General features: G+C 69.2%; 24 protein-coding genes. 10 read left to right on the forward strand and 14 right to left on the reverse strand.

The genetic code is table 11. From position 1 onward, the window contains the following. Window positions 1–40 precede the first annotated feature (40 nt). Window positions 41–922 (forward strand): hypothetical protein, encoded by an 882-nt coding sequence (locus KO481_RS33135; protein ID WP_215922432.1) that lies wholly within the window; start codon window positions 41–43, stop codon window positions 920–922. Here KO481_RS33135 and KO481_RS33140 read toward each other — a convergent pair. The 4 genes from KO481_RS33140 to KO481_RS33155 form a co-directional block, all read right to left on the reverse strand. Then, on the reverse strand, window positions 919–1149 hold the full coding sequence (locus KO481_RS33140; RefSeq protein WP_215922433.1) for a hypothetical protein: 231 nt from the start codon (window positions 1147–1149) through the stop codon (window positions 919–921). The genes KO481_RS33135 and KO481_RS33140 overlap by 4 nt on opposite strands. Before the next feature lie 24 nt (window positions 1150–1173). Continuing rightward, window positions 1174–2718 carry an acyl-CoA synthetase gene (locus KO481_RS33145; RefSeq protein WP_215922434.1) on the reverse strand — a complete coding sequence of 515 codons (1545 nt, stop codon included), beginning with the start codon at window positions 2716–2718 and terminating at the stop codon, window positions 1174–1176. Between the two features lie 8 nt (window positions 2719–2726). Then, window positions 2727–3854, reverse strand: coding sequence for a DUF5938 domain-containing protein (locus KO481_RS33150; RefSeq protein ID WP_215922435.1), 1128 nt, complete (start codon window positions 3852–3854; stop codon window positions 2727–2729). Between the two features lie 63 nt (window positions 3855–3917). Next, a complete protein-coding gene (locus KO481_RS33155; protein ID WP_215922436.1) occupies window positions 3918–4721 on the reverse strand; it encodes an SDR family NAD(P)-dependent oxidoreductase in 804 nt (267 codons plus the stop codon). A gap of 223 nt (window positions 4722–4944) precedes the next feature. Between KO481_RS33155 and KO481_RS33160 the strand changes: the two genes are divergently transcribed. Next, window positions 4945–5592 (forward strand): TetR/AcrR family transcriptional regulator, encoded by a 648-nt coding sequence (locus tag KO481_RS33160; protein ID WP_215922437.1) that lies wholly within the window; start codon window positions 4945–4947, stop codon window positions 5590–5592. Window positions 5593–5638: 46 nt separating this feature from the next. Here KO481_RS33160 and KO481_RS33165 read toward each other — a convergent pair whose 3' ends face one another. The 3 genes from KO481_RS33165 to KO481_RS33175 all read right to left on the reverse strand — a co-directional run bounded on the left by KO481_RS33165 (window position 5639) and on the right by KO481_RS33175 (window position 7536). Then, window positions 5639–6130 carry a VOC family protein gene (locus KO481_RS33165; RefSeq protein WP_215922585.1) on the reverse strand — a complete coding sequence of 164 codons (492 nt, stop codon included), beginning with the start codon at window positions 6128–6130 and terminating at the stop codon, window positions 5639–5641. A gap of 59 nt (window positions 6131–6189) precedes the next feature. Continuing rightward, entirely contained in the window at window positions 6190–6957 is a 768-nt protein-coding gene (locus KO481_RS33170; RefSeq protein ID WP_215922438.1) for a pirin family protein, read from the reverse strand. 120 nt (window positions 6958–7077) lie between these two features. Beyond that, entirely contained in the window at window positions 7078–7536 is a 459-nt protein-coding gene (locus KO481_RS33175) for a MarR family winged helix-turn-helix transcriptional regulator (RefSeq protein WP_215922439.1), read from the reverse strand. A 107-nt stretch (window positions 7537–7643) separates the two neighbouring features. Between KO481_RS33175 and KO481_RS33180 the strand changes: the two genes are divergently transcribed. Further along, a complete protein-coding gene (locus tag KO481_RS33180) occupies window positions 7644–8432 on the forward strand; it encodes an SDR family NAD(P)-dependent oxidoreductase (protein ID WP_215922440.1) in 789 nt (262 codons plus the stop codon). A gap of 52 nt (window positions 8433–8484) precedes the next feature. On the opposite strand, the gene KO481_RS33185 is transcribed toward KO481_RS33180, so the two are convergent. Beyond that, a complete protein-coding gene (locus tag KO481_RS33185) occupies window positions 8485–9126 on the reverse strand; it encodes a TetR/AcrR family transcriptional regulator (RefSeq protein ID WP_215922441.1) in 642 nt (213 codons plus the stop codon). Window positions 9127–9227: 101 nt separating this feature from the next. Between KO481_RS33185 and KO481_RS33190 the strand changes: the two genes are divergently transcribed. Continuing rightward, entirely contained in the window at window positions 9228–10472 is a 1245-nt protein-coding gene (locus KO481_RS33190) for a cytochrome P450 (RefSeq protein ID WP_215922442.1), read from the forward strand. Between the two features lie 43 nt (window positions 10473–10515). On the opposite strand, the gene KO481_RS33195 is transcribed toward KO481_RS33190, so the two are convergent. Continuing rightward, window positions 10516–11442, reverse strand: a complete 927-nt coding sequence (locus KO481_RS33195) for a LysR family transcriptional regulator (protein WP_215922443.1) — start codon at window positions 11440–11442, stop codon at window positions 10516–10518. Between the two features lie 80 nt (window positions 11443–11522). Here KO481_RS33195 and KO481_RS33200 point away from each other — a divergent pair, with 80 nt between their 5' ends. Further along, window positions 11523–12449 carry a serine/threonine dehydratase gene (locus tag KO481_RS33200; RefSeq protein WP_215922444.1) on the forward strand — a complete coding sequence of 309 codons (927 nt, stop codon included), beginning with the start codon at window positions 11523–11525 and terminating at the stop codon, window positions 12447–12449. An 84-nt stretch (window positions 12450–12533) separates the two neighbouring features. On the opposite strand, the gene KO481_RS33205 is transcribed toward KO481_RS33200, so the two are convergent. After that, the gene (locus KO481_RS33205) at window positions 12534–13712 is read right to left on the reverse strand and encodes an MFS transporter (protein WP_215922445.1); all 1179 of its coding nucleotides are present in this window, start codon (window positions 13710–13712) and stop codon (window positions 12534–12536) included. 139 nt (window positions 13713–13851) lie between these two features. Here KO481_RS33205 and KO481_RS33210 point away from each other — a divergent pair, with 139 nt between their 5' ends. Together KO481_RS33210 and KO481_RS33215 are read left to right on the forward strand one after the other, a co-directional pair. Then, on the forward strand, window positions 13852–14970 hold the full coding sequence (locus KO481_RS33210; RefSeq protein ID WP_215922446.1) for a maleylpyruvate isomerase family mycothiol-dependent enzyme: 1119 nt from the start codon (window positions 13852–13854) through the stop codon (window positions 14968–14970). Window positions 14971–15068: 98 nt separating this feature from the next. Further along, complete coding sequence (locus KO481_RS33215) at window positions 15069–15965, forward strand: TIGR03619 family F420-dependent LLM class oxidoreductase (RefSeq protein ID WP_215922447.1); 897 nt, start codon at window positions 15069–15071, stop codon at window positions 15963–15965. Window positions 15966–16026: 61 nt separating this feature from the next. Here the strand turns inward: KO481_RS33215 and mctP are convergent, their stop codons facing one another. The 3 genes from mctP to KO481_RS33230 all read right to left on the reverse strand — a co-directional run bounded on the left by mctP (window position 16027) and on the right by KO481_RS33230 (window position 19789). Next, window positions 16027–17616 carry a monocarboxylate uptake permease MctP gene (mctP, locus tag KO481_RS33220; protein WP_215922448.1) on the reverse strand — a complete coding sequence of 530 codons (1590 nt, stop codon included), beginning with the start codon at window positions 17614–17616 and terminating at the stop codon, window positions 16027–16029. After that, window positions 17613–17828, reverse strand: a complete 216-nt coding sequence (locus tag KO481_RS43570) for a DUF3311 domain-containing protein (RefSeq protein WP_215922449.1) — start codon at window positions 17826–17828, stop codon at window positions 17613–17615. The genes mctP and KO481_RS43570 overlap by 4 nt, the downstream gene beginning before the upstream one ends. 437 nt (window positions 17829–18265) lie before the next feature. Then, a complete protein-coding gene (locus KO481_RS33230; protein WP_215922450.1) occupies window positions 18266–19789 on the reverse strand; it encodes an MFS transporter in 1524 nt (507 codons plus the stop codon). Window positions 19790–19944: 155 nt separating this feature from the next. Between KO481_RS33230 and KO481_RS33235 the strand changes: the two genes are divergently transcribed. Then, entirely contained in the window at window positions 19945–20673 is a 729-nt protein-coding gene (locus KO481_RS33235) for a TetR/AcrR family transcriptional regulator (protein ID WP_215922451.1), read from the forward strand. 115 nt (window positions 20674–20788) lie between these two features. After that, a complete protein-coding gene (locus KO481_RS33240; RefSeq protein WP_215922452.1) occupies window positions 20789–22249 on the forward strand; it encodes an ATP-binding protein in 1461 nt (486 codons plus the stop codon). 222 nt (window positions 22250–22471) lie between these two features. Here the strand turns inward: KO481_RS33240 and KO481_RS33245 are convergent, their stop codons facing one another. Continuing rightward, window positions 22472–24421: an AfsR/SARP family transcriptional regulator gene (locus KO481_RS33245; protein WP_215922453.1), complete on the reverse strand. Its 1950-nt coding sequence runs from the start codon at window positions 24419–24421 to the stop codon at window positions 22472–22474. A 107-nt stretch (window positions 24422–24528) separates the two neighbouring features. Here KO481_RS33245 and KO481_RS33250 point away from each other — a divergent pair, with 107 nt between their 5' ends. Continuing rightward, window positions 24529–25407: an alpha/beta hydrolase gene (locus tag KO481_RS33250; protein ID WP_215922454.1), complete on the forward strand. Its 879-nt coding sequence runs from the start codon at window positions 24529–24531 to the stop codon at window positions 25405–25407. Window positions 25408–25415: the final 8 nt, after the last annotated feature.

The following is a 25415-nucleotide window of genomic DNA, read 5'->3' on the forward strand; positions in this document are numbered from 1 at the left end:
CTCGCGGAGCGGGGTGCGGACGACGGATACCATCGGCCGCATGCTGCGGACTGTGCTGAGCCGGGACTGCCTGGAACTGTGCGTCGAGCGACCGGCGAGGCCCGGGCTGCGGTGGGAGGTCACCTCGGGTCGTCGTCTGTTACTGCGGCAGGACACCGGCGTGGTGGTGCTGGCCCGGGTGGAGACGGACCGGTCCGGGGTGCACGTCGCGCGCACGGACCGATACCGGTCCCCGATTCCACCGATCCGGGTCACACAGGCGCGGCGACTCCCGCCGCCGGGATCAACGCCGGAGCCGTCGTTGTCGTGGGCGCATTGGTTCGCCGGCCACCTGTCGGATAATCCGTTGGGGCCCTTGCACAATGGACGCTGGCTCCTGCGCACCCCGGAGTCGCTGCCGCCGTACACATTTCGCGGTGACCTGATGTCCGAGCATCCGTACGCGTATCTGAGCTGGACGCGCGGCTGGAACGGGGTGCTGCCGCTGCGACCGTTGCCCGAGGTCGATGCGGCCCGGGTGAAGGCCTTTCGCAGGCAGGTTCGTGAGCAGGTGCTGCCGCCGGTCCTGCTGTGGGATGCCAGCTGCCTGGACGGGTACGTGCTGCTGGACGGTCATGCCCGGCTGGCGGCGGCGCTCGCGGAAAACGTCACTCCCCCAGCGCTTCTGCTGGGACGCGGCGACACCGACGACTCCCGGTCGGCACTGCTCGACCTCATCGCGGCCGAGCACCGCTCGGTCCTCGCGGACATCGCGCGGACCAAGGGCGAGGACCACCCGGCGTACCGGACGTTCGCCGAGCGTGCGCAGCGGCAGATCGCCGACCTGTGCGTCACGGAACCGATGCGATTCACCCGCACCCGTGCCTGGACGATGCCGGGTGGTGCCCCCGCCTGGGATCGACTCGCCGCTGACCTTCACTAGCGCAGCAGTCCCCACTCCAGCGCCCACGGCAGGAAGATCATTCCCGCAAGCAGCAGTAAGCCGAGCGTCGGCCGCATGTCGCGGACGTGATCGCGTTGACGCCACCACGCGATGGCCAGCGCGAAGGTCGCGAGCACCGTGATGACCGCCCACGCTCGCAGCAGCAGCCACGGCAGGGTCTGCCCAGCGAGGACGGCGGTCGGCGCCGGCTGCGCTCCGGTCGCCATACACACAAGGTGCGACGACCCGGTTCAGCTCGTCCGCGCCTCCAGCATCGTCGCGCGAACCTCCTTCTTCAGGATCTTGCCCACCTTGGAGCGCGGAAGTTCGGACCAAATCTCGATGTCCTTGGGCGCCTTCACACTTCCGATTCGCTCCTTGACGAAGGCGATGATGTCCGCGCTCGCGATCTCGTGGCCGGCGCGCAGTTCGACAGCGGCCGTGACACGTTCGCCCCACTTGGGATCGGGGAGCCCGACGACCGCCGAATCCTTGACCGCGGGATGGGCGAGCAGGGCCTGCTCCACCTCCGCCGAGTACACGTTGAACCCGCCGGTGATGATCATGTCCTTCGCGCGGTCGACGACGAACAACAGCCCCTCGTCGTCCAGATATCCGATATCACCGGTGTGATGCCACCCGAAGGCACCGACTTCGGCTGTCGCCTCGGGGTTTTCGTGATAGCCGTCCATCACCAGCGGGCCGCGCACGACGATCTCGCCGCGCACGCCCCGGGGCAGCAGGGCGCCCTTGCCGTCCATGATGGCCACCGTGGTCAGTGGCGTCGGCCGGCCCGCCGAGGTCAGCCGCTCGGTCGCGATCGAACCGTCCGGGCGGAAATGGTCGGCCGGTGCGAGGGTGGCGATCATGTTGGGTGCCTCGGTCTGGCCGAACAGCTGGCCGAGCACGGGCCCGATCCGATGCAGCGCCTCCTCGAGCCGGGTCGGCGACATCGGGGCCGCCCCGTACCAGAGGCATCGCAGCGAACGGAGGTCGCGGCGGTCGAGATCCGGATGGTCCAGGACACCGTAGATGACCGTCGGCGGCAGGAACGCGTGCGTGATGCGATGCCGCTCGATCAACGCGAGGAACTCGCCGATGTCGGGCGCCGGCATGATCACGACCTCACCGCCGAGGCTCAGGATCGGGAAGGTCAGCACGCCCGCCGAATGGGTCAGCGGCGCGAGCGCGAGATACCTGGGCCGCTCGCCGAACGGATAGCTCATCAGGGCCAGGGCGGTCGCGGTCATCATGTTGTCCTCGGTGAGCCGCACGCCCTTCGGCCGCCCGGTGGTACCTCCGGTGCCCGCCAGCATGCACAGGCCGCCGTCGGGCCGGCGCGACTCGTCGGGTTCGCCCCCGTGCGCGGCAAGCCAGTCGTCGAACCGGGTCGCCCACTCGACGTCACCGTCGAGGCAGACGAGCCACTGCAACTGCGGAAGCTCACCGCGGATCCGGTCGACCAGCCCGGCGAACTTCTCCTGGAAGAACAGCAGCCGACAACCGAAGAGCGCGAACAGTTCCCGGTTCTCCCCGGCCTCGTTGCGGGGATTGACCGGGCACCACACCGCACCCGCCCGCGAGATGCCGAAGACGCAGGTGAGTGCGAGCGGGTCGTTGGCCGACAGCACCGCCACCCGATCCCCCGCGGCAACGCCCGTGTGCTGGAGCGCACCGGCGATGCGGACGGATCGGTCCTGAACCTCGCCGTAGCTGGCACTCACGCCACCGGTGGTGAGGCAGGGCGCCTCGCGGCCGAGCGAGGCGCCCTTGTCGAGATAATCCGCGAGACGCATCGTCGGCCTCAGCGGTGAACGGAGACAATCGGATCCAGCACAAGGCCGAACGAGCGCAGCGTCCCGAGCAGTTCGCGATACCCGAAAGCCTGGCAGCTGGAGGCGAATCCGGTGCGCCGCGGCGGGCCCTGCACCAGTGCGGCGGCGGCGTGCGCGTTGAGCAGCGCGGTCTGCTTGTAGTTGCAGTTACCGTGAATCACACAGTGCGCGCGTCCAAGTGGACCGGAGGCGTAAACCGAATCCAGCGAGGTATTGACCCGGGGATTCTCCCGCGGAGGCATCTCGCTGCGGATGGCCGCCGACTGCTCGTCGATGATGCGGTACTTCTCCTGCTCGGACTTGCCCTCCATCTGCTGCAGCGCCGCGGCCACCAGCACCGGAACTCCCTGCATCAGTGGACGATTGAACACCCCGCCCAGCGCCCGGACATTGGCGACGCGCGGATCGTTCTTGAACCACACCGGATGCGAGGTGCCGCCCCAGGGCAGCGCCAGGCCCAGTTCGTGCTGGCCCGGCACGCTGACCGTGTACAGCCCCTCCTCGGGCGGCCACTCGACATATTCGTTCTGTTCGAGGTAGTACGCCTTGGCGAAGGCCGCGTTGGTGAGGATGGTGTTGGTCGAGGCGACGGTGGGATGCCCCTTCCAGAACACCTCGATGTCGAGGGTATCCAGCCCCGGAGTCTCGAGGCAGATGTTCGCGGCGATCTCGCCGATCGAGTACATCTGCGCCAGGCCGGGCGTGAGAAGCAGTCCGCGCGAGATGAATTCGGCGCTGTACGCGGCTTCCGCCTCGATCATCCAGTTCTGCTCGCCGTTGGTGTCGGTGTAGTGGGCCCCGATCTCCAGGCAGGCCCGCACCACCTCGTGACCGTAGCGGGCGAAGGGCCCGACGGTGTTGAGCACGACACTCGCCCCGCGGAACGCCTCGGTCAGCGCGGCGGCGGTGTGCTCGACCTCGGCGATCTCGTGGTCGACGGTGTCGATGCCCGGTACGGCATCGATCGCGGCCTTGACGCGCCCGTGGTCGCGGCCGGCGGCCAGGAACGGAATGTTGTACTCGCGCAGGTACTCACAGATGAGGCGGCCGGTGTAGCCGGAGGCCCCGTAGACGACGACGCGCTTGTCGGTGGGCATGACTGAACTCCTCGATAGGTCGGGTATCGGTGAAAGCTGTTGTGATGTATGGGAACCGGCCGGCTACATGCCCATGCCGCCGTCGACGGGCAGGCCCGCGCCGGTGATGAATTTCGCCGCGTCCGAGGCGAGGAAGACAACGGCATCGGCCATGTCGTCGATCTGGCCGAGGCGGCCGAGTGGGGTCAGCTCGGCGACCGCCTGAGCGGCGGCCTCGGGAGAGGGGAACAGGCCGAGCTCGGCGCAGTCGACGGCGAGCTTGTTACCCATGGCGGTCGGGGTCAGCGCCGGGTAGATGCAATTGACCCGCACCCCGTACCCGAGCCTGCCGGATTCGGCCGCCGCGACCCTGGTCAGACGGTCGATGCCGGACTTGGTCGCGGAGTACATGCTGATGCCGGGGAAGGCGATGGTCGCCGCGACCGACGCGATGTTGACAATGGCTCCGCCGTTTCCGGCCGCGCCGCCCGGGCGCATGGCGCGAAACGCGTGCTTGATGCCCAGGGCCGTACCGAGGAGGTTGACCTCCAGCATCTTCGTGGCCGCGACGGGGTCGAGGTCGACCAGCAGATCGGTGACCTCGATGCCCGCGTTGTTGACGACGATGTCCAGCCCGCCCAGAGCCTGCACCGTCGTGGCGACCGCGGCCTCCCAGGCGGCGTCGTCGGTGACGTCGAAGGCGACGAACTCGGCCTTGGCACCGGACTGCCGGAGATTCTCGACGGCCATCTGGCCGCCCTCGACGTTGACATCGCCGATCGCCACCGAGGCGCCCGCCGCCGCCAGCGCCTGCGCCATGCCCGCTCCCAGACCCTGGGCCCCGCCGGTCACCAGCGCGGTACGTCCGGCCAGGTTGCAACTAGTCATGTCGATACCTCTTCGTCGAGTGTGGAGAAATCCGCGAGTGCGATGTGGGACACAACCGCCATGCGGTGTGTTCCAGGCCACAGTAGGCGGAAATCTTGACAGTCGTCAAGACTTTCCTTGACAGTCGTCAAGACTTCTCTGGACACTTGTCAAAAGAGCGTGAAACACACACCGCTACACTCATCAGGACAGCTATGACGTGACCCGGCCGACAGGACAGAACGTGACTCAGGTCGCCGACCCCAAAGCCCGCGTGGAAGAGCGCGCCCGCGACAAGTTCCAGGCGCGCCGAACCGAGCTGGCCAGGGCGACCCTGCACACGCTGGCCGAGCTCGGTTACGCCCGCACGAGCCTGCGCGAGATCGCACAGAACTCCGAGTACTCGCACGGGGTGCTGCACTACTACTTCACCGACAAGCTGGACCTGATCGCCCACGCCGTGCGCCAGTACGAGGCCGTCTGCGTCACCCGGTACGACGAGGTCGTCGCCGCGGCGCAGAGCGCGCAGCAGCTCCACACCGATTTCGCCGCAATGTATTTCGGCACGCTGGAGGCCGACGCCGCGGTTCATCGGCTCTGGTACGACCTGCGCAACCAGAGCCTGTTCGACGACTCCTTCCGCGACGACGTGCTGGACATCGAGTCGCGCCGCGAGGAGATGATCTGGCGGGTGGTCTCGCGCTACTGCGAACTCTCGGGCGCCGAGCCCGCATGGACGTCCGCCACGGTCTACGTCACCATCGACGGCATCTTCCAGCGGGCACTGCTGCACCACTTTGCCGGGCGCGCAACGGAAATCGACCAGGCCCACGATCAGCTGGATGCGGTCTTCGCATCGCTCACCGCCCCCGCGGGGCCGACCGGCGCTTAGTCAGCTGAACCCGTTGCGCACCAGCGCAATCCGGCCGATCCCGGTTCTACAGCACCGTGTGGCCGTACATCTCGCCGAGCCGGTCGGCGATCAATTCGATCCGGGCCCCGTCGGGATCGCGGAGGTACGCGGAGACCTCGCTGTGCGTCTCGTACGCCACGCCCGCCGCGTCCAGGCGACTCAGAACCTCTTGCCAGCGCGAGGGTTCCATCGAGATCGCCAGGTGGTGCAGCCCGCCCAGCACCTCGGCGTAGGGCCCGACGTCCAGGCCCGGGAAATCGAAGAACGCGAGCAGATTGCCGTTGCCGATGTCGAAGAAGAAGTGCGAGGACCCGGCGTAGTCGCGGTTCTCGATCAGCTCGGTGAGCGGAAACCCGAGCAGATCCTGATAGAACCGGATTGTTCGCTCGACGTCGCTGCTGATCAGCGCCGTGTGGTGCAGGCCACGGGCGGTCGAGCCGCCGCGCTCGGCGGGCGGGCGCAGGTAGGCCTCGCGCAGGCGCTGCCGGTCCGCGGGCGCATCGGAGGTGTAGGTCATATCGGCCTCCCGGAAGTTGCGGGTATATCCATGGTGGCGGTCATCGACACACGCCGAGGTCACGACCGGACGGTGGCGTGCATTTCCCACACCAGGATTTCGGCCGGTTCCGTCGCCGTCACCTGCTGGCCGCCGGTCGCGGTGAACCGCACCGCGTCGCCGGCGCGCAACTCACCCGCACCCTCGAGCTGCACGGTGCCGCGGGGCACGAACAGGTGCAGGAACGGAGCCTCCGGCAGTTGCACCGACTGGCCCGGCGCGAGCCGCGCGGCGTGCAGGGCCGCGTACTTGTTCCGGATCCGGATGGCGGCGTTGCCATCGTGCTCGGGCATTCCGGACGCGACCGGCACCAATCCGCCTGCCAGCAGCTCGGATTCGATCTCCAGCTGCTCGTAGCCCGGCGTGATGCCCGGCTCGTCGGGCACGACCCACATCTGGACGAAGTGCACGGGATCGCGGTGCTCCTCCCCCTGCAGCCGCCAGGAGTCGTTCTTCTCCGAGTGCAGGATGCCGGTTCCGGCGCTCATGCGCTGGGCCAGGCCGGGGTAGATGACCCCGTTGTGGCCGGTCGAATCCTGGTGCACCAGCGAGCCCTGCAGCACCCAGGTGACGATCTCCATGTCGCGATGCGGATGGGTCTCGAAACCCGTTCCGGGATCCACGATGTCGTCATTGTTGACCAACAGCAGCCCGTGATGGGTGTTGGACGGGTCGTAGTGCTGGCCGAAGGAGAACGAGTGCTTGGAATCCAGCCAGTCGAAGCGGGACTTCATCCGGTCCTCGGCGCGGCGGACATCGATCTCGGGGGTCAGTTGGATGGTGCTCATGGTGTGAGTGCCCTCCTCGAAGGGTTCCGGGGAACCTATTTGGTTTCCATGTCCACCAACTGGCGGCCGGGCTATTCTATTCCCACGCGCCACGCACCGCCGGACCGCCGCGCCACACTGCTAACCGTCGACGACATCGGCAAGGGTTCGCAATGCGGCAAGGGTGAGTGCGAGCTGTTCGGCGGTAAACGTCTCGCCGAGGGCGTCCGCCCAGCGGACCTGCGCGGGATGCAGCTCTGCCAGCAGGCGCCCCGCCTTCGGAGTGAGGCGGACCAGCGGGGCTCGCCGGTCGTCCGGATTGGGGACGAGCTCGACCAGCCCGTCCTCGCGCAGGCGCGTCACGATCTCCCGCACCCCTTGCCGGCGCAGGCCGCGCCGCCTGGCGATCTGGGCCATGGTCGTACCCTCGGCGCCGATCGCACCCAATACCTGCCACCGGGCGCTGGTGAGCCCGACATCGGCGGCGAGGGCATCGCCCGCCCGCAGGAGTTTGCCGTTGACCTGAAAGATCTCGTCGATCAGGTCGGTGAGCAGGTCGCCGCGCACGCTCCGGCGCACGGGCACATCATCCTCGCGCATGGGGGCACCGTAACCGAACCCACCCAGTTCGACAAGGTCTTGTCATTTTCATTGAGGCTGTCCTATATTTTCGACAAGGTCTTGTCGAAACTCATCGGGAGAACATCGTGCACACAGCGACGCATCACCGGCCGCTCACCGGCCGTATCGCCCTGGTCACCGGGGCGGCGCGCGGCATCGGGGCCGCCATCGCGCACACGCTCGGCATCCAGGGCGCCACCGTCGTGGTGAACTACGTCCACCACCGCGAGCGCGCCGAAGAGGTCGTCGAGATGATCCGGTCGTCCGGCTCATCCGCGGTCGCGGCACAGGGGGATGTCACCGACATCGCGGACGCACGGCGGGTGCTGCGCGCCGCCGAGGAGCTCGGAGGCCCGGACATCCTGGTGTGCAACGCGATCGGGCCCACCGCCGATGTCCGCCGCCGCGCGAGCGTCGATTCCCCCGAGGCCATCGCCACGATCCAACGCCGGGTGGCCGCGCAACTGGCCTGCACGCTCAACTGCTGCCACCTCGCGGTCCCGGCGATGCGCGCCCGCGGCGGCGGATCGATCGTGCTCATCGGCTCGGCCGGCGCGCGCTCCGGCGGCGCACCGGGGCTGGCGGACATCGCCATCGCCAAGGCCGCCCAGGACACGCTGGGACTGGCGCTCGCACGGGAACTGGGTCCCGACGGCATCCGCGTCAACACCGTCGCACCCGGTCTGGTCGCCACCGATGCCAATGCCGGTGAGCACCAACAGCAATGGGTCGAGGCGGCAGGCGCCGCCACACCGCTGCGCCGCATCTCGCGGCCCGAGGACATCGCAGCGACGGTCGCGATGCTGGCATCCGACGCCGCCGCCCAGATCACCGGCGCCCGTATCGATGTCGACGGCGGCCGCAGCCTCGGCTGAAAGAACCCATGACGACTCGCGCGAGGTCCACGCAATCGCGCCGATTGCCCGTTCAGGCCCCTTCGGCGTCGCCCGCCCGCGCCGGCCGCCTGAGCGAAAGATCCGCGATCATGTCCGCGGCGAACCTCGAAATGCGTTCGGGGGGAAAGGCTTCCGGTTCGGCGAGGGTGAGCCTGCCGGCATCCCAGATGAAGGCGTGCAGCGCGCGGGCGGTCATCTCGACGTCGCGGTCGGTGGTGGTGGCGCGGACGAAATCCTCCAGGACGCCGACCAGGGCGGCACGCAGGCGCTCCAGGTGCCGACGGAAGGTCGGATTACTGCTGTCGACCAGGAGGAAGGCGGCACGCCAGCGGTCGGGTTCGGCCGTGACCGCGCCCAGGAAGCCGGTGAGGAATTCGACGATCGCGGCGGCCGGATCGCCGGGGCGCAGCGGCAACAGCGCCGCCACCTGGGCCAGGCCCCGCTCCTCCTCGCGGGCCAGCGAGGCGCGCAGCAGCTCGTCGGAATCGGCGAACACGCTGTAGACGACCGGGCGGGTGACACCGGCCGCGCGGGCGACCGTGTCGATGGACACCTTGTGAATGCCCTGGTCGACGATGACGCGCAGGGTGGCGTCGAGCACGTGCTCGCGGCGCTGCTCGGGCGACCGCCGCGGCGCATACGGACGATTGCGCCTGCTCGCGGGTTCGGTCACGGAATCTCCCTTTCGCAGCCTCTGGCGGTTTGCCCATCCTACAGTTACCGTAGCTTCAGTAAGTGAAGCTTCACTATCTGTAGCTTTTGGAGGTTCCCCCGGTGACAACCCCGACCGACGAGCACCCCGGCGCGGCCGCGTACCTGCGCCTCATCGACCCCGCGGTGCGTGCGGACCCGTACCCGGTGTACGCGCGGATTCGCGACGGCGGACCGTTCCGCGTGGCCGGCGCGCCGATCGTGGTGCTCTCCGGCTATGCCGACTGCGCCGCGATGCTGCGCCATCCGGCCGCCAGCGTCGACCGGACGCTGTCCACGGCGCGGCTGGCGACGATGCCCGTCTATCGCGCGGGCTCCGACGACCGGACGGACGAGGCGGTGCCGTCGTTTCTGTTCCTCGATCCCCCGGACCACACCCGGCTACGCCGGCTGGTGTCCAAGGCGTTCACGCCCCGCGTCGTGGCCCGGCTCGAGCCACGGATCACCGAAATCGTCGACGCACTACTGGATTCCGCGCTCACCGCCGGCGGCTTCGACGCCGTCGCCGACTTCGCCTACCCACTGCCGGTGACGGTCATCTGCGAACTACTCGGCGTGCCGCTGGCCGACGAACAACGCCTCGGGCACTGGTCGCGCATCGTCTCGCGCTGCCTCGACCCGACCTCGCGCTCGCTGCCGCAGTTCCGCGCCGATCCGGACGAGCTACGCCGCGCCGCCGACGACATGTACGCCTACTTCGAAGAGCTCATCGACGTCCGGCGTGCGCAGCCCGGCCCGGACCTGCTCTCGGAGTTGATCGCCGCCGAGGAGGCCGGCGACACGCTGACCCATGGCGAGTTGATCTCGACCTGCGCCCTGCTGCTGACCGCCGGACACGAGACCACCGTCAATCTCATCGCCAACGCGGTCCTGGCACTCCTGCGCGACCCGCGGCACCTCGCCGCGCTGCGCGCCGATCCCGGATCCGCGTCCGGCATCGTCGAGGAGACCCTGCGCTACGACCCACCGGTCCAGCTGATCCCCCGCATCGCCGCCGACGATCTGGATATCGGCGGCACCCGCATCGACCAAGGCGACATCGTCATCATGCTGATCGCCGCCGCGCATCGCGACCCCGCGGTCTTCTCCGACCCCGACCGCTTCGACCCCACCCGGGAGAACCGGCATCTGGCATTCGGCCTCGGCGCGCATTTCTGCCTCGGTGCGCCTCTGGCCCGCCGCGAGGCGATCGTCGCGCTCACCCGATTCGCACAGCGCGTGGAATCTCCACGCCTGCACTCGGATCCGCCGCCCTACCGGCCCCACATCAACCTGCGCGGGCCGGAGGCCATCCAGATAACCCTATGAGCCGCAACCGATCCCCGGTCCGTCCGGGCGCCGTCATGCCCCCTCAGCGCTCACCGACGCCCGTCGCCGTGGTGTGCAGGTCCGTAACCAGTTCCCGCACAAGCGCTGTCGGCCTTCGGCGGTGGACAATGCTGATCTCGCGGGCGGGCCGGTACCCCCGCAGGCCGTGAACCGCGACGCGGCGGCCGTCGGCCGCGGCGAGAATGCTCTGCGGGACGAGCGCGATCCCCAGCCCCGCGTCGACCAGCGCCAGGATGACGTGGTAATCGGCGGACTCGTAGGCGACGCGCGGTGCGATATCGGCCTGGCGCGCAAGGGTTTCCAGACACGCCCTGTTCGGGATGCCCGGCGCGCCGGAGATCCACGTCTCGTCCGAGAGGCGGGTGAGGTCCAGTCCGCGCGGAGCGGCCTTGCGCGCCAGGCGATGATCCGCGGGCACCGCCAGCCGGAGTGGGTCCTCGAGCAACACCCGCCGCTCGAGCCCCGGATGCGGGACCTGCGCCACGCCCGGGTAGCGATGGGTGATCAACACGTCGAGGTCGCCGGACGTCACCAGCCCGTAGCCGTCGGGCGGTTCGATGTCGACGAGCGACAGCTCCGCGCGCGGATGCCGGGATTGCAGCGCCGCCAGCGCCGCGGGCACCAGCAGCTGCGTGGCAGTGGAGAAGGATCCGAGCGCGAGCCGCTGCGGCTGTATCGCCAGTGCGGCATCGAGCGCGGTCCGCGCCTGGCGGAGCTCGCCGATCACGCGTTCCGCGTGTTCCACCAGCACCGCACCGACCGGTGTCGGGGTGACACCGGTCGGATGACGTTCCAGCAGACGGGTTCCCAGCTCGGCCTCGAGTTTGGCGATCTGCTGCGACAGCGCCGAGGGCGTGAAGGACAGGGTGCGCGCGGCCTCGGCAATGGACCTGGCGTGGGCCACCTCCATCAGCACCCGTAGGCGGTTCACATCGAGCTCTCGCACCATGCACTCATATTAAGCGTTGCTAATGTCAGCTTATTGATCGTTGCTTGTGCTAATGGGGCGGCGCGCGAAGCATGAAGGTCATGCCGAGCCTCACCACCAGTCCCACCCCCGCACTGTCGGTCACCGACGTCCACGCGGCCGCCGAGCGGATCCGCCCGTACATTCGCCGAACCCCCGTGTTCGAGCTGGAGATCGACGGCCGGCGGGTGCTGCTGAAGCTCGAGTACCTCCAGCGCAGCGGCTCGTTCAAACTGCGCGGCGCGGTCAACGCGCTGCTGTCCGGCACGCGGGAGGATCGGGTGATCGCCGCGTCCGGCGGCAACCACGGCCTCGCGGTCGCGACCGCGGCGTCGCTGCTCGACCTGCCCGCGACAATCTATGTGCCCCAGTCTGTTCCGGACGCGAAGGCGCGGCGCATCGAGGCCGCGGGCGCGAAGCTGATCCGGCACGGCGCCACCTTCGCCGAGGCCGCGGCGGTCGCATCGGAGGTCGCCGCGCGGCCGGGGCACCGGATGGTGCACCCCTTCGACGATCCGGCCGTTGTCGCCGGACAGGGCACGGTGACGGCCGAGATCGTCACCGACGCACCGGAGGTCGACACGATCGCCGTGGCCGGCGGCGGCGGTGGGCTGGCCGCCGGAACGGCCCTGGCCGCCGGGGACCGCCGCGTCGTCGCGATAGAACCCGAGCACTGCTGCTGCCTGCACGACGCGCTCGCCGCGGGCCACCCGACGGATTCCGAGGTGCGCTCCGTCGCCGCGTCCGCGACGGGAGCCAGCCGGGTCGGCCGGGTGCCATTCGATGTCCTGACCTCCCACGCGGTGTCCTCCCAGCTGGTCGACGACGAACAGATCCTGCGGGCCCGCGACCGACTGTGGGAGGAATGCCGGATCGCGGTCGAACCCGCCGCCGCGATTCCGTTCGCCGCATGGCTCGCCGGGCTGGTGCCCGGAGAACTGCCGTGCCTGATCGTCTGCGGCGCGAATGCGGACTGGACGGCCGCCTGAGCCCACTCCCCCACGTCCCTGATGGACGCCGTCGGCGAAGCCGTCCGAAACCCGCGCATGGCCGGAGCGAATGCGGAGGTATGTCTAACCGATCTCGACCCGATCCGGGCTCGCCGCGCGCCGAACGGGCCTGCGCAGCAGGGTTCCCGCGATCGCCGCGGCGGCGATTCCCAGCGCGGCGGCCAGCACGAACGCCGCGCGGTAGCCCGCGGTGACGGCCAGCACGCCACCTATCGGACCGGCCGCGAGAATGCCCATATCCCACGAGGAGGTGACCGCCCCTACCGCGGCGCCGGGGCGCGGAGTGCGGATGCGCCGCAAGGTGACCGCTACCGTCGCCGGGTACATCAGCGCCAGCCCGGCGCCGGTCAGCGTCGCGCCGATCAGGATCGCCGGTTCGGTGCGCAGCAGACCCGCAAGCAGCAGGCCCGCGGCCTCGACACTCAGCGACCAGATCGCCACCCGCACGCCACCCACCCGATCGACCAGCGGGCTGCCCGCGAACCGCGTCGTCACGAACGCCACCGCGAACAGGGGCAGGGCCGCGGCCTGGCCGCCGCCGTGGAAGCTGCGCAAATACAGTACCGCCAGCGCGGAGACGGTGCCGTACCCGTAGGCCGAGAGCCCGAAAACCATGCCGGGCAACCCGATTCCGGCGGGCATCACCTCCGCCAGCCGCCACGGTACGGCGGTGCCGGGGCGGTCGGCCTGACGCGGGGTCGCGATCGTGAGCGCGGCGGAGAACAGTGCCAGCGCCGTCACCATCCACCAGACGCCGCCATAGCCCGCCGCCGGGTCCACCAGCGCGGCCAGCACCGGCCCCACCGACAGCCCGCCCCACATCGACAGCCCGAACCATCCGGCCACGCGTCCGCGCTGCCCGGGGTCCGCACCCGAAAGCACCCACGGCAGCGCCCCGGAGAACAGGGCGGCCTCTCCGGCTCCCATCACCAGCCGGGACGCCAGCAGCGCGGCGGGGTCGGGCGCCACCAGGTGCCCGATGCCACCGAGCGCGGTCAGGATCCCCCCGAGGATCACCACCGTCCGCGCCCGGCCGTTGTCCGCGGCGGCGCCGGCGAACGGGCGCCCCAGCGCGGTGGCCAGGAATGCGATGCCCACGGCGCCGGCGCTGAGGACGGGTCCGCCGCCGAATCGGTGTACCACGAAGGCAGGCATCTCCTGAATGGTGGCGCCGAGGGCCAGATAGCCGGCCAGCACCGCCAGCCAGAGCCGGATCAGAGGAACCTTCGAGCGTTCGATCATCCTCGAATAGTAACGATCGTTACCATCAATTGGCAATCGTTGTCCGGCAAGGGCTTCGGGTATCGATATCCACCGGCGCGATGACCGGACCCAGCACCGATACGGTCGGCGGCGCCACCCGGGTGAAGCCGGGAGTGGCGTGGGCGACGATAAGGTGGGATGTATCGGGCCGATGCACTACCGCCCGGCCTGTCATCGGAAGGGCCACGTCATGGACTGCGCGGAATTCGCCGAGCTGGTCTCGGAATTCCTGGACGGCGCACTGGACGTGGCCACCGAGATGCGATTCGTCGAGCACCTGGCCGACTGTGCGGACTGCGAAACCGACCTGGCCCGGATGTGGGAGACGACCCGGCTGATCGGCGCCCTGGGCACCCCGGAGCAGCCACAGCTCGGCGCCCCGGCCCGCGACCGGCTGCTCAGCGAATTCCGGCATTGGCATCACGACACGACCACCGAACACTGGCTTCAGGTGTTGCGCGACGCCTCCGCGTGGTGCCCCTACGCGGCGCAGGTGCTGGCCCTGAATACACTGCTGGACACGGTCCCGGAGTCCGAATGGCAGCGCCCGGTGCGATATCGCTGGAGCAACCACGCCCCCGACTGGACCGTCGGCAATCTGATCAGCCGGCTGTCGGCCGTGGACAGCCTGCTCGCGCAGCGGCTAGGCCTGGACCCGGTGCTCCCCGGGGAGGCCGCATCCGCCGCGGACCCGCTGATCAGGACCGAATCCGTACTCGCGGCGGACACCTCGCCGACCCCCGATCTCATCCGGGCGCGCTGGTTCGCCCAGGCCGCGCGAATCTGCCTGACGCTGCCTACGATTCCGCCGGCCACGATCATCGACATGCCGGTGCCGCTGCCACTGCCCGACACAATGGCCCGCCGCGCCTTCGAAACCTGGGTGCACGCGGTCGACGTCGCGGACACGTCCGGCGCGGCCGCCCCCACGCCGCAGCCCCGGCACCTGAACGCGATGGCGGGCCTGGGCGTTCGCATGTTGCCGCGGGCATTCGGGCAGCGGCCCGGCGCCACCGTGGAGGTGATCCTGTCCGGACCGGGCGGTGACCGGTGGACCGTTGCCCTCGGCCCGCACCCGCCCGCCCGGCCGGATACCCGGATCACGATGGATGTGATCGACTTCTGCCTGCTCTCCGGCGGCAGGCTCGACCCCGGCACCATTTCCTATGCCGTCGAGGGTGATTCGGCGCTCGCCCGCGAGATCATCGCGGCGGCACCGGCATTCGCGGAGTCCTGAGTCGGGACCGGCTTTCATGCACCGGCCACGCCGCGGGCGAGCGGGGAACGGTGCGCTAATGTCGAAAATCGGTTCGGCGTCAACTCGAAGGGAACGCAATGAAGGTCGGATTCTCGCTACCGCAATACGGAGGTCAGGCCAGCGGCGGCGCCCACATCGCCCGATTCGCCCGGGAGTTGGAACAGGCGGGCGCGGATAGCCTCTGGGTCGGCGATCGGCTGCTGGCGGCGGTGAATCCCAGCGTCGGCTACGGCGGCAGGCCCACCATCCCGGCACAGTTCAACGCGGTGCTGGACCCCTTCGCCGTGCTCGCCGTGGCCGCCGGGGTCACCGAACGAGTCCGGCTGGGCACCAACGTGCTCATCGCCCCGCTGTATCCCCCGGCGATCCTGGCGCGGATGCTGACCACCCTGGATGTCGTCAGCGCCGGGCGGCTCGTCCCCGGGCTCGGGATCGGCTGGTCCCCCGAGGAATACGCCGCCGCCGGAATCCCGTTCAGCCACCGCGGCGCCCGGTTCGACGAGACCCTCGATGCGCTGCAGGCGATCTGGGGCGCGGACCGAGCCGAGTACCGGGGCGCCTGGGTCACGGTGCCGGACCACCACACCGAACTGGCGACTGTGCAGCGCCCCCACCCGCCGATTCACCTGGGCGCCTTCAGCGCCGCCGGTATCGCCCGGATCGGGCGCCGCGCCGACGGCTGGCTGCCCGTGCTGATGGTCCCGGGCCCGCCCGAGCAGCCCGCGGGACTGCTGCGGCAGCGCCGGGCCATCGACGAGAGCGCGGAGCGAGCCGGGCGCGACCCCGGCGCCATCGCCACGATCGTCCGCGTGAATGCGGCGGCGGACAGCACGCCGCAGGCGATCGCGGACGCCGTCCGGCGGCTCGTCGACGAGACCGGGTTCGACGACCTGTTCATCGACCCGCTGTACCTCGCCGATTCCGTCGACGACGCACTGGAGCTGGCGCTCCAACTCCTGAAACTCCTCGCCTGAACCGGACTCCGGCCCGGGACGACTGCCGATCGACAGTCGTCCCGGGCTGCGGAACGCGGCGTCAGGCCGCTACTTCGACCTCGGGCTCACTGGGCTCGGTCACGTCGAAGAAGTAATCGTCGGCCTGCGTGCTGTCGGTGCCGTCGGACACCTTGGCGGCCCGCACGATCAGCGTGACGACCACCGCCACAACGAGATTCACTACCAGCGCGAGCAGCCCCGGATAGACCGTGGCCTTGGTGACGAAGCCCAGGTGCGAGAGCGCATACGCCGAACCGCCGAAATGCTTCTGGTGCACAGCGGGATTCGGGGTCACCCACAGCATCCACAGCGCCGCGACCAGGCCCGCGAGCACGCCGGCGACCAGCCCGACCCGATGGAACCAGCGGGTGAACAGGCCCAGCGCCACCGGCGGCAGCGTCTGCAGCACGATGGCGCCGCCGATGAGTTGCAGGTTGATCGAGAACTGCGGATTCAGGGCCAGGATCGCTACCAGTGCACCGAGTTTCACCACCAGCGAGGCCGCCTTGCTGACCTTGGCCTCCTCCGCCGGGGTGGCGTTGCGGCGGAAGTACTCCTTGTAGATGTTGCGGGTGAACAGGTTTGCCGCCGCGATGGACATGATCGCCGCGGGCACCAGCGCGCCGATCCCGATCGCCGCGAATGCGATGCCGGTGAACCAGCTCGGGAACAGATGCTGGAACAGCTCCGGAACGATGGTGCTGCTGTTGGCCTTTCCGTTCTCGACCAGTGGTTTGACGCCGGCCGCGATCGCGGCGTACCCCAGCATCGCCAGCAGGGCGAGCAGGAAGCTGTAGGCGGGCAGCGCGGACATGTTCCGCTTGATCACCCCGCGGTTCTTACTGGCCAGGGCGCCGGTGATGCTGTGCGGGTAGAGGAACAGCGCCAGGGCCGAGCCGAGAGCCAGTGTGGCGTACTGCAACTGGTCCGACCCGTGCAGGGTGATACCGCCCGTGTGCGCCTTGGTGAACTTCGCCTGCGAGACGTCGAAGATGTGCCCCCAGCCGCCGAGGCGAGTGGGCACGTAGATCACCGCGACGATGATCACCGCGTAGATCAGCAGATCCTTGACGAAGGCGATGAGCGCCGGCGCCCGCAGCCCGGACTGATACGTGTACGCGGCCAGGATCGCGAACGCCACGATCAGCGGCCAGTCGCCGTGCAGGCCGATCGAGGCCAGCACCGCCTGAATACCGGTGAGCTGCAACGCGATATACGGCATCGTCGCGACGATGCCGGCCAGCGCCACCACCAGCGCCAGGGTCGGGGATCCGAACCGGGCGCGCACGAAGTCGGCGGGGGTGACGAAGCCGTTCACGTGCGACACCGACCAGAGCCGGATCACCACCAGATACACCATCGGATACAGGATCACGGTGTAGGGCAGGGCATAGAAGCCGATCGCCCCCGCGCCGAATACCAGCGCGGGCACCGCGACGAAGGTGTAGGCGGTGTAGAGGTCGCCGCCGACCAGGAACCAGGTGACCCAGGTGCCGAAGCTGCGTCCGCCCAGACCCCATTCGTCGAGGTGGTCCATGGTGGCGGGGCGGCGCCAGCGCGCGGCCAGGAAGCCGACGACGGTCACCACGAGGAACAGGATGACGAAGATGACCAGTTCGGTGACGTTCACTTGCCGCTCCGCTTCTTACCCACCCAGTACACGATCGTCGTGCTGGCCACGGACAGCAGGATGAACAGCATCTGGAGCCAGTAGAACATCGGGAAGCCCGCGATCCGGGGCTTGTCGAAGTTGAACAGGAAGGTCAGCAGGGGCACGACGACCGGTACCAGGAGCAGCCAGTTCCATGGTGTTCGGTCGGAGCGGTCGGGTTGTGTGGCCACGGGGCTCCTTCAGCGATCAGATTCGGCGGCAACCTTACTGCGTTCACGCAGCGAGTGGTTTCGAATTCGGACATGATGGGCATAGGGGGCGCGGTCCGGCGTCACCGGGTGTCCGCAGGATCCGCTCCGGAGGCGCAGGTGACGTGCCCGAAACGGTCAGCGGATGTGGCCGCGCAGCGGGCGTGGAGCGTGCCGCAGTCGGACGCGGCCGTCCCAGCGGATACCGGCGGCATCCGCTCGACGCCAGGTGTATTCGTCGTCCATCGTGGGTAATCCTTTGCGCCCGGCAACCTACGGCGGAACACTACCGGGGAGCGGGGCGATGTGACAGCCGAGCGAGAGATGGCGGCCCGCAGCCGGTTCCCGCCCGGGTCCGCACACGACGAAGGCGGCGGGCGCATCGTGTGATGCACCCGCCGCCCGGCCGGTCGCGTCGCTCAGTAGGTGCGGACCAGTTCCTCCTCCTGCGCCGAGTCCTCCTGCGCCGCAACAGGGCCGGTGCCGCGCATCAGGAAGAAGGCGACGACCGCCGCGGCCAGCGAGCACACCGCGCCGACACCGAAGGTGACGTGCATGGCCGTGACGAAGGCGTCCCGCGCCAGGCCGAACACGTTGGCGTTGCCCACGGCGCCCGCGATCGACTGGCGGGCGGCGGCGGGAGCCGAGTGCGGCATCGCGCCGGTGTAGGCGCCGGCCAGGACCGCGCCCAGCACGGCCACGCCCAGCGCGCCGCCGGTCTGCTGGATGGTGTCGTTCAGCGCGGAACCGACACCGGCGTGCTCAGCGGGCACCGCGCTCATCAGCGCACCCACCGCGGCGGGCATGGCCAGCCCGGCACCGGCGCCGATCAGCGCCATGGCCAGTGCGGGGAGCCAGAAGCCGGAGCCCGCCGACAGCACGGCCAGCACCGCGAAGCCCACCGCGACGACCGCCAGCCCGATCACCGCCATCGCCCGGGCGCCGAACTTGTTCACCAGTGCCGCGCCGGCGCCGTTGCAGACCAGCGCCGCGATCGCCAGCGGGGTGAAGGCCAGGGCGGTGCGCATCGGGGTGTAGCCGAGCACGAACTGCAGGTACTGCGTCAGCACCAGGGCCAGACCGGCATTGGCGAACGAGGCCAGCACCAGGGAGAAGCTGGATCCGGTGAAGGTGCGGTTGCGGAACAGGTGCAGCGGAATCATCGGCACGTCGGTGGTGAGCTCGCGAACCGCGAAGGCACCCAACGCGATCACGGCCACGGCCGCCGCGCTCAGGGTCTGCGCACCGGTCCAGCCGTACTGCGGCACCCCGATAATCGTCCACACCAGCGCGGTCACGCCCACTATCGAGGTCACCATGCCGGGCACGTCCAGCGGCCGGGCCGGGCCCTTGGACTCGGGCATGAACACCAGTGCCGCCACGATCGCGACCACGGCGATCGGCACGTTCAGCACGAAGACCGCGCCCCACCAGAAGTGCGCCAGCAGCACGCCGCCCAGCGCGGGACCGCCCACCATGCCGAGCACGGACACCGCGGTCCAGGCGGAGATCGCCTTCGGACGCTCCTGCTCGTCGAACACCGTGATCAGGATGGACAACGTACTGGGCAGGATCAGCACCCCACCCACGGCCATCGCGGCCCGGCTCGCGATGAGCAGATCCGGGCTGCTCGCGTACGCGGCCAGCAGTGAGGCCGCACCGAACAGGACCAGGCCGATGATCATCACCAGCCGGCGGCCGAACCGGTCGGAAAGGCTGCCCGAGGTGAGCAGCAGGCCCGCGAACACCAGCAGGTAGGCGTCGATGACCCACTGAATCTGCTGCGCACCGGCGTGCAGGCTGGTCGAGATTTGCGGGATCGCCACGGTCAGCACCATGTTGTCGATCACCAGCACCAGGGAGCTGAGGCACAGCACCGCCAGGACCAGCCAGCGGCGCGGATTGCGGGTGACCGCCGCGGCGGTCGAGTCGAGCGTTTGCATCGGGGGACTCCTTCGAGAAGCGTTCCGCACACTGTGCGGCATGACGCACACTGTACGGCCAACCGCACACTGTACGCAAGAGGTACACCGTTCGGGTCTACGCACAGTGTTCGGATCGGGCGTATGCTCGGTCCGGACAAGGGAAGGAGGCCACCGTGGCCGCAGTGAAGCCCCGCGCGATCCCATCGGTCTGGGCCCGCCCGGAACGCGGGCGCCGCGATCTACCCGCACTGAGTCGCGACCAGATCGTCGCCGAGGCGGTCGCGCTGCTCGATGCCGACGGATTCGAGGCGCTGAGCATGCGCAAGCTCGGCGCCCGGCTCGGCGCCGGCGCCACCTCGCTCTACACCCACGTCGCCAACAAGGAGGAGCTGCTCGAGCTTGTCGTGGACCAGGTGCTCGGCGAAATCGAGCTGCCCGCACCGGATCCCGTCCGGTGGCGCGCGGCCGCGACCGAACTCCTCGGCAACGTGCGCGCGACGATCCTGCGGCATCCGTGGATCAGCACCGTGCTGTCCACCGCCGGGCTGGTCTACCTGGGCCCCAACGTGATGCGCCTGTCCGAGGCGATCCTGGCCATCCTGGAGACCGCGGGCTTCTCCGAGACCGACGCCGACCTGGCCACCAACGCGATGGTCTCCTACGTCGTCGGCGCCAGTACCACCGAGGCCGCCATGCTGACCACCGTCGCCCGCTCGGGCATGGGCGAACAGCAGTGGCTGGACCAGCTGATACGCGCGGGTGAATCCGCCTCGACCCCCTACCCCCGAATGCACAAGCGCTACACCGCATTCCGCAACGCCGACGCCGCCACCGCCCGCTCCAGCGCTTTCGAAACCCAGCTGGAACTGATCCTGGACGGACTGGAGCAACGCGCCCACTGACCACCGCAGCCCGTGGCTGCACCATCGAGACTTCCACTCGGCAACCCACCCGAGTGCACTAAAGTATATTTAACTAAACCGTACTTTAGTTGCTGACGCACACACAGGAGGTCCCGTGACACCGAAGCCGGAACACCTGTTCGATCGGACGACTGAATGGGACGGATTGACCAGGTTCGCGAGTCGCCAGTACCCAGGCGCAGCATTGGGTGTGGTCAGTGGTCGCCGACGACAGGGCAAGAGCTTCTTGCTCGAAGCGCTCACGCTGGCGAGCGGCGGGATCTACTTCCCCGCGCTCGAGGCAACCGAAGCAATCTCGCTACGGCAGTTCGCCACAGTGCTTCTCCAGAACGGAATAGCCGTCCCACGACCGTTCCATGATTGGGGCGACGCCATCGCACACCTGTTCACCGAGATCCGTGACCAGCCGAGAACCGTCGTCATCGATGAATTTCCGTTCCTCGTACGTTCCACCCCGTCGTTGCCGTCGATAATCCAGCGAGAATTGGGTCCCGGAGGTTCGGGCCGGACGAGCCAAGTGCGATTGATCCTCTGCGGATCCGCCATGTCGGTCATGGGAAGACTGCTCTCCGGCCAAGCACCACTGCGCGGGCGGGCGAGTATGGAGTTGCTGGTGAGGCCGTTCGGCTATCGGGCCGCAGCAACCTTCTGGGAGGTCGATGACCCCACTCTTGCGGTCTTGCTTCACTCCGTGGTCGGCGGCACTCCTGCCTACCGGCGCGAGTTCGTCGCGTACGACGTACCCGACGGGTTGGCCGATTTCGATTCCTGGGTGACTCGCACAGTCCTGAATCCTCAAAGTCCACTGTTCAGGGAGGCTCGCTATCTACTCTCCGAGGAGACTGACATCCGCGATCCGAGTCTCTACCATTCGGTGCTCTCCGCAGTCGCGCAAGGGAACGCGACCAACGGCGGAATTGCGAGTTTCGTCGGCCGCAAGTCATCGGAGATAGCGCATCCGCTCAATGTTCTGGAAGATTGCGCCTTGCTGGCCAAAGAGCCCGACGCATTCCGCGCCGGGAAGAGCACCTATCGGATCATCGAGCCACTGGTCACCTTCTACCAAGCGATCATGTGGCCCGACTTCGCTCGGCTCGAAACCGGCCAAGAATCTGCGGCAATCTGGTCGGCGCGACGCCCTACGTTCGACAAGCAGGTGGTAGGACCGCATTTCGAAGCGCTCTGCCGGGAGTTCGCGCTGTCACTCGACGCCAGGCAACTCTTCGGCGAGCCGCCCGGCGAAGTACGCTCGGGCGTGATCAACGACCCCGCATCGAAGTCACAGATCGAGATCGATGTCGTCGTTTTCGGACCGCAAAGCACCAATGAGCCACGTCGGATACTCTCACTCGGCGAGGTGAAATGGGGCGAAAGAATGGGCCACGGCCACATCGATCGCCTCGCGCGGGCCCGAAGCCTGCTCGCGGCCAAGGGCTTCGATGTCCGTGACACCGTTCTCACCTGCTACTCCGGCACAGGTTTCACCGACGAACTTCGCGCCGACAACCGTCGCGACATCGCCCTTGTCGGTCTCGACCAAATCTATCGACGTTGACCACCCGAGCGCCGCATGCCATCCGGGCCGTCACGGTCGAGGACGTGCGCATCGAAGGTAAACCCGGTTCCTGCCCGGCCGAGGAGACCGGGGCAGTTCAAGGACTATCCGGGGGCGGTGGTGCGGCCGGGACAATCACCGTCCCGGAGCCGGGTACCGATGGACGTTCAACCAGGATGGCAAACAGAGGAACTGGCGCGCATCCTCCGGGGCCATGCACAGCTATCGCCGCTCGAGGCATCGGTCGAGCGTCACCAGGATGTCGTCGACGGGGCCGAAGGTGAGGATGGCCGTTGTGGCGCCGGCGATTTCGCCGCGTAGCGGAGTGAGGGCGTCGTATGCGTGGGTGGCGAGCGAATCGTCCTCCAGCGCGATCGCCGTGTGCGCGTTGATCGCCCAGAGCGAGTCGTACAGGTGGTCGGCGGGAGGCATGGGCAGGGCGGCCACGGCGCGGCGGGCCGCGGGGAGGTCGCCGCGGGCCAGGTCCAGCAGGGGTTGTGCCCAAGGGCGGTAGGGGCCCCAGTCCAGGCCGGGATCCGTTGGTGCGGAACACTTGTGACGGATGCTGATCGACAGCAGGGCGAGCGGGATCATGCCGGCCTCGAGTCCGGGCATGCCCGCGCCGGTGAGATCGGCGGCCAGGGCGTAATAGGCGTGAGCCTCCTCGGCGGGGTCGTTCGACCGCTGCGCCAGGCACATGACACGGAATGCGGCGGTGAGCACATGCACCGCCGGGCTCTCATGGGCGAGCGCCAGCCGCTCGGCGGCCACCGCGTGCCGTTCGGCCGTCGCGGTGTCGCCCCGGGTCGCGCACACCTGCAGGCCGATCAGGTGGCCGAGGATCTCGAACGCCGGGATATCGTGCCGCACAGCGAGATCGATGAGCTCGCGGGCGATGGCGTCACGTTCGCCGGTGCCGCCCGGACGTTGGAACGATTGCACGAAGCGGGCGTTGAGCGCGAGTACCAGCACGGCGGGATCGTGCAGATCCCGGGCCAGGCGCTCGGCCTCGATCACCGCCTCGGCGGCCCAGCGGTCCCGGGTGCCCCGGTGCTCGAGCCCGATGGTCGCCAGCAGGCGCGCGCGCAGCGTCGGCGAGACACCGGGCCCCAGTCGCTGCAGGGTGCGGCGGACGGTCGAGACCAGGGCTCCGGATCGGCCGGGGTCGTCGGGGCGCGTCCAGATGGTCGGGACGTCGTACGCCGCGATCACTCGGGCGGTGAGCTCCGGGTCTCCGGCCCGCTCCGCCTCCGTCACCGCCGCGACGCGTTGCCGCTGGGCGAGCACCAGATTGGTGCCGCCGGTGAGGGCGGCGGCACCGGCGACGGTGCTCATCGAACGCAACCGGGTGTAGGTCCCGGTCGCCTCCGTGCGCATGAGCAGGCGCAGCCGGTCCTCGTCTCGGGGCGCGGGCGTGAGATGCGCCGCGTGCCCGAGGATGTCACGTTCGAGATGATCGAGCCCCTCCGCCGACTCCAGTCCGAATCGATCCCGCAGCGCGGCCCGTGCACCACGCAGCGAGTCCACCGCGTCGACCTGACGACCGGCCTGGTAGAGGGCATGAGAGAGCAGGACCCACGCGTGCTCTCGCCACGGGTGCGCGGCCGCGTACGCCTCCAACTCGGCAATGAGTGTCGCGCCGCCACCGAGGTCGAGCACCGCGCGGGCGCGCAGTTCGACGGCTCGACCGTGGAGTTCGCTCAGGCGGGCGCGCTCGGCCGTGACCCAGCGCGCGGCGTCGAGGTCCGCGTACGGCTCGCCCCGCCACCGGGCAAGCGCATCGCCCAGCCTCTCGGCGACCTCCCCACTGGGCGAATTGCGCAGTGCCGCAAGAGTATCCTCGAAACGGCAGACGTCGATGCCGGCCCGCGGAATCCGCAGGGCGTATCCGGTTCCGACGGTCTCGATGACCTGCGACCGCGCTCGCGGCCGCCGATCGGGTTCGAGGGCGCGGCGCAACTCGGCGACGAAGGTGCGGACCGCGCCCGGCGCCGCACGCGGAGGGGCACTCCCCCAGAGGTCGTCGACCAGCACCTCCAGCGGGACGGCCCGTCCGCCCGCCGCGACAAGCCGCCCCAGCAACTCGCGGCGACGCCGGCTGCCCACCGCCACTGGGCGACCCTCGGCGTCCGTGACCTCGATCGGCCCGAGCACCTTGACGAGGATCTCCATATCCGCATTGTCGTAGGCCGCGGGCCGCCATCGCTAATCCGTTGCTGATCCGGCTCACCGAACCTCTTCCGGACGGATAGCCGCGCGTTCGGAAGAAGGAGACAACGGTGAGCATCACCATCCCGGGGTTCGAAACCAGCTCTATCGGCGTGGCCGACGGCGTCGCACTGCACACGGCGATCGGCGGGGACGGACCGGCCCTCGTGCTGCTGCACGGATTCCCCCAGACCCACCTGATGTGGCGGCACGTCGCTCCCCTCCTCGCCGAGCGCCACACCGTGATCTGCCCCGACCTGCGCGGCTACGGCGCCAGCAGCAAGCCGGGCGCGACCACCCCGGACACCTACTCCAAGCGAACCATGGCCGCGGACATCGTCGCGCTGGCCGATGCGCTCGGATTCGACCGGTTCGCGCTGGTCGGGCACGACCGCGGCGCACACGTCGCTTTCCGGGCGGGCCTGGATCACCCCGACCGGATCAGCCACCTGGGCATCCTGGACATCGTCCCGACCCTGGACACCTGGAACGTCCTGCACGGCGTCGATGCCGCGGTCGCCTTCCATCTGTACCTGATGGCCCAGCCGCCCGGCCTGCCCGAGCAGATGATCGCGCACAGCGCCGACGCGTTCTTCGGCCACTTCCTCGACGCCTGGTCCGCGACCCCCGACGCGATCCCCGCCGACGTGCGCGCCGAGTACCTGCGCGCCTGCCGCACTGCGGTGCCCTCGATCGTCGCGGACTATCGGGCCACCGCGACGATCGACATCGAGCACGACCGGGCCGACCTGGACGCCGGCACCCGGCTCACGATGCCGGTGACGGTCGTGCAGCAGGATTGGGGCAGCGCGCTGGGGTTCGACGCCACCGCGATCTGGCGGCCGTGGACCACCGACCTGCGGCACTTCACCACCCGCGCAGGCCATTTCATGGCCGAGGAGGCGCCGGCGGACATCGCGGGGCTGATCCGGGAGCTGACGACACGGTGACGATGCGA

Origin of the sequence: Nocardia albiluteola (assembly GCF_018860155.1) — a bacterium.
Taxonomy (GTDB): Bacteria; Actinomycetota; Actinomycetes; order Mycobacteriales; family Mycobacteriaceae; genus Nocardia; species Nocardia albiluteola.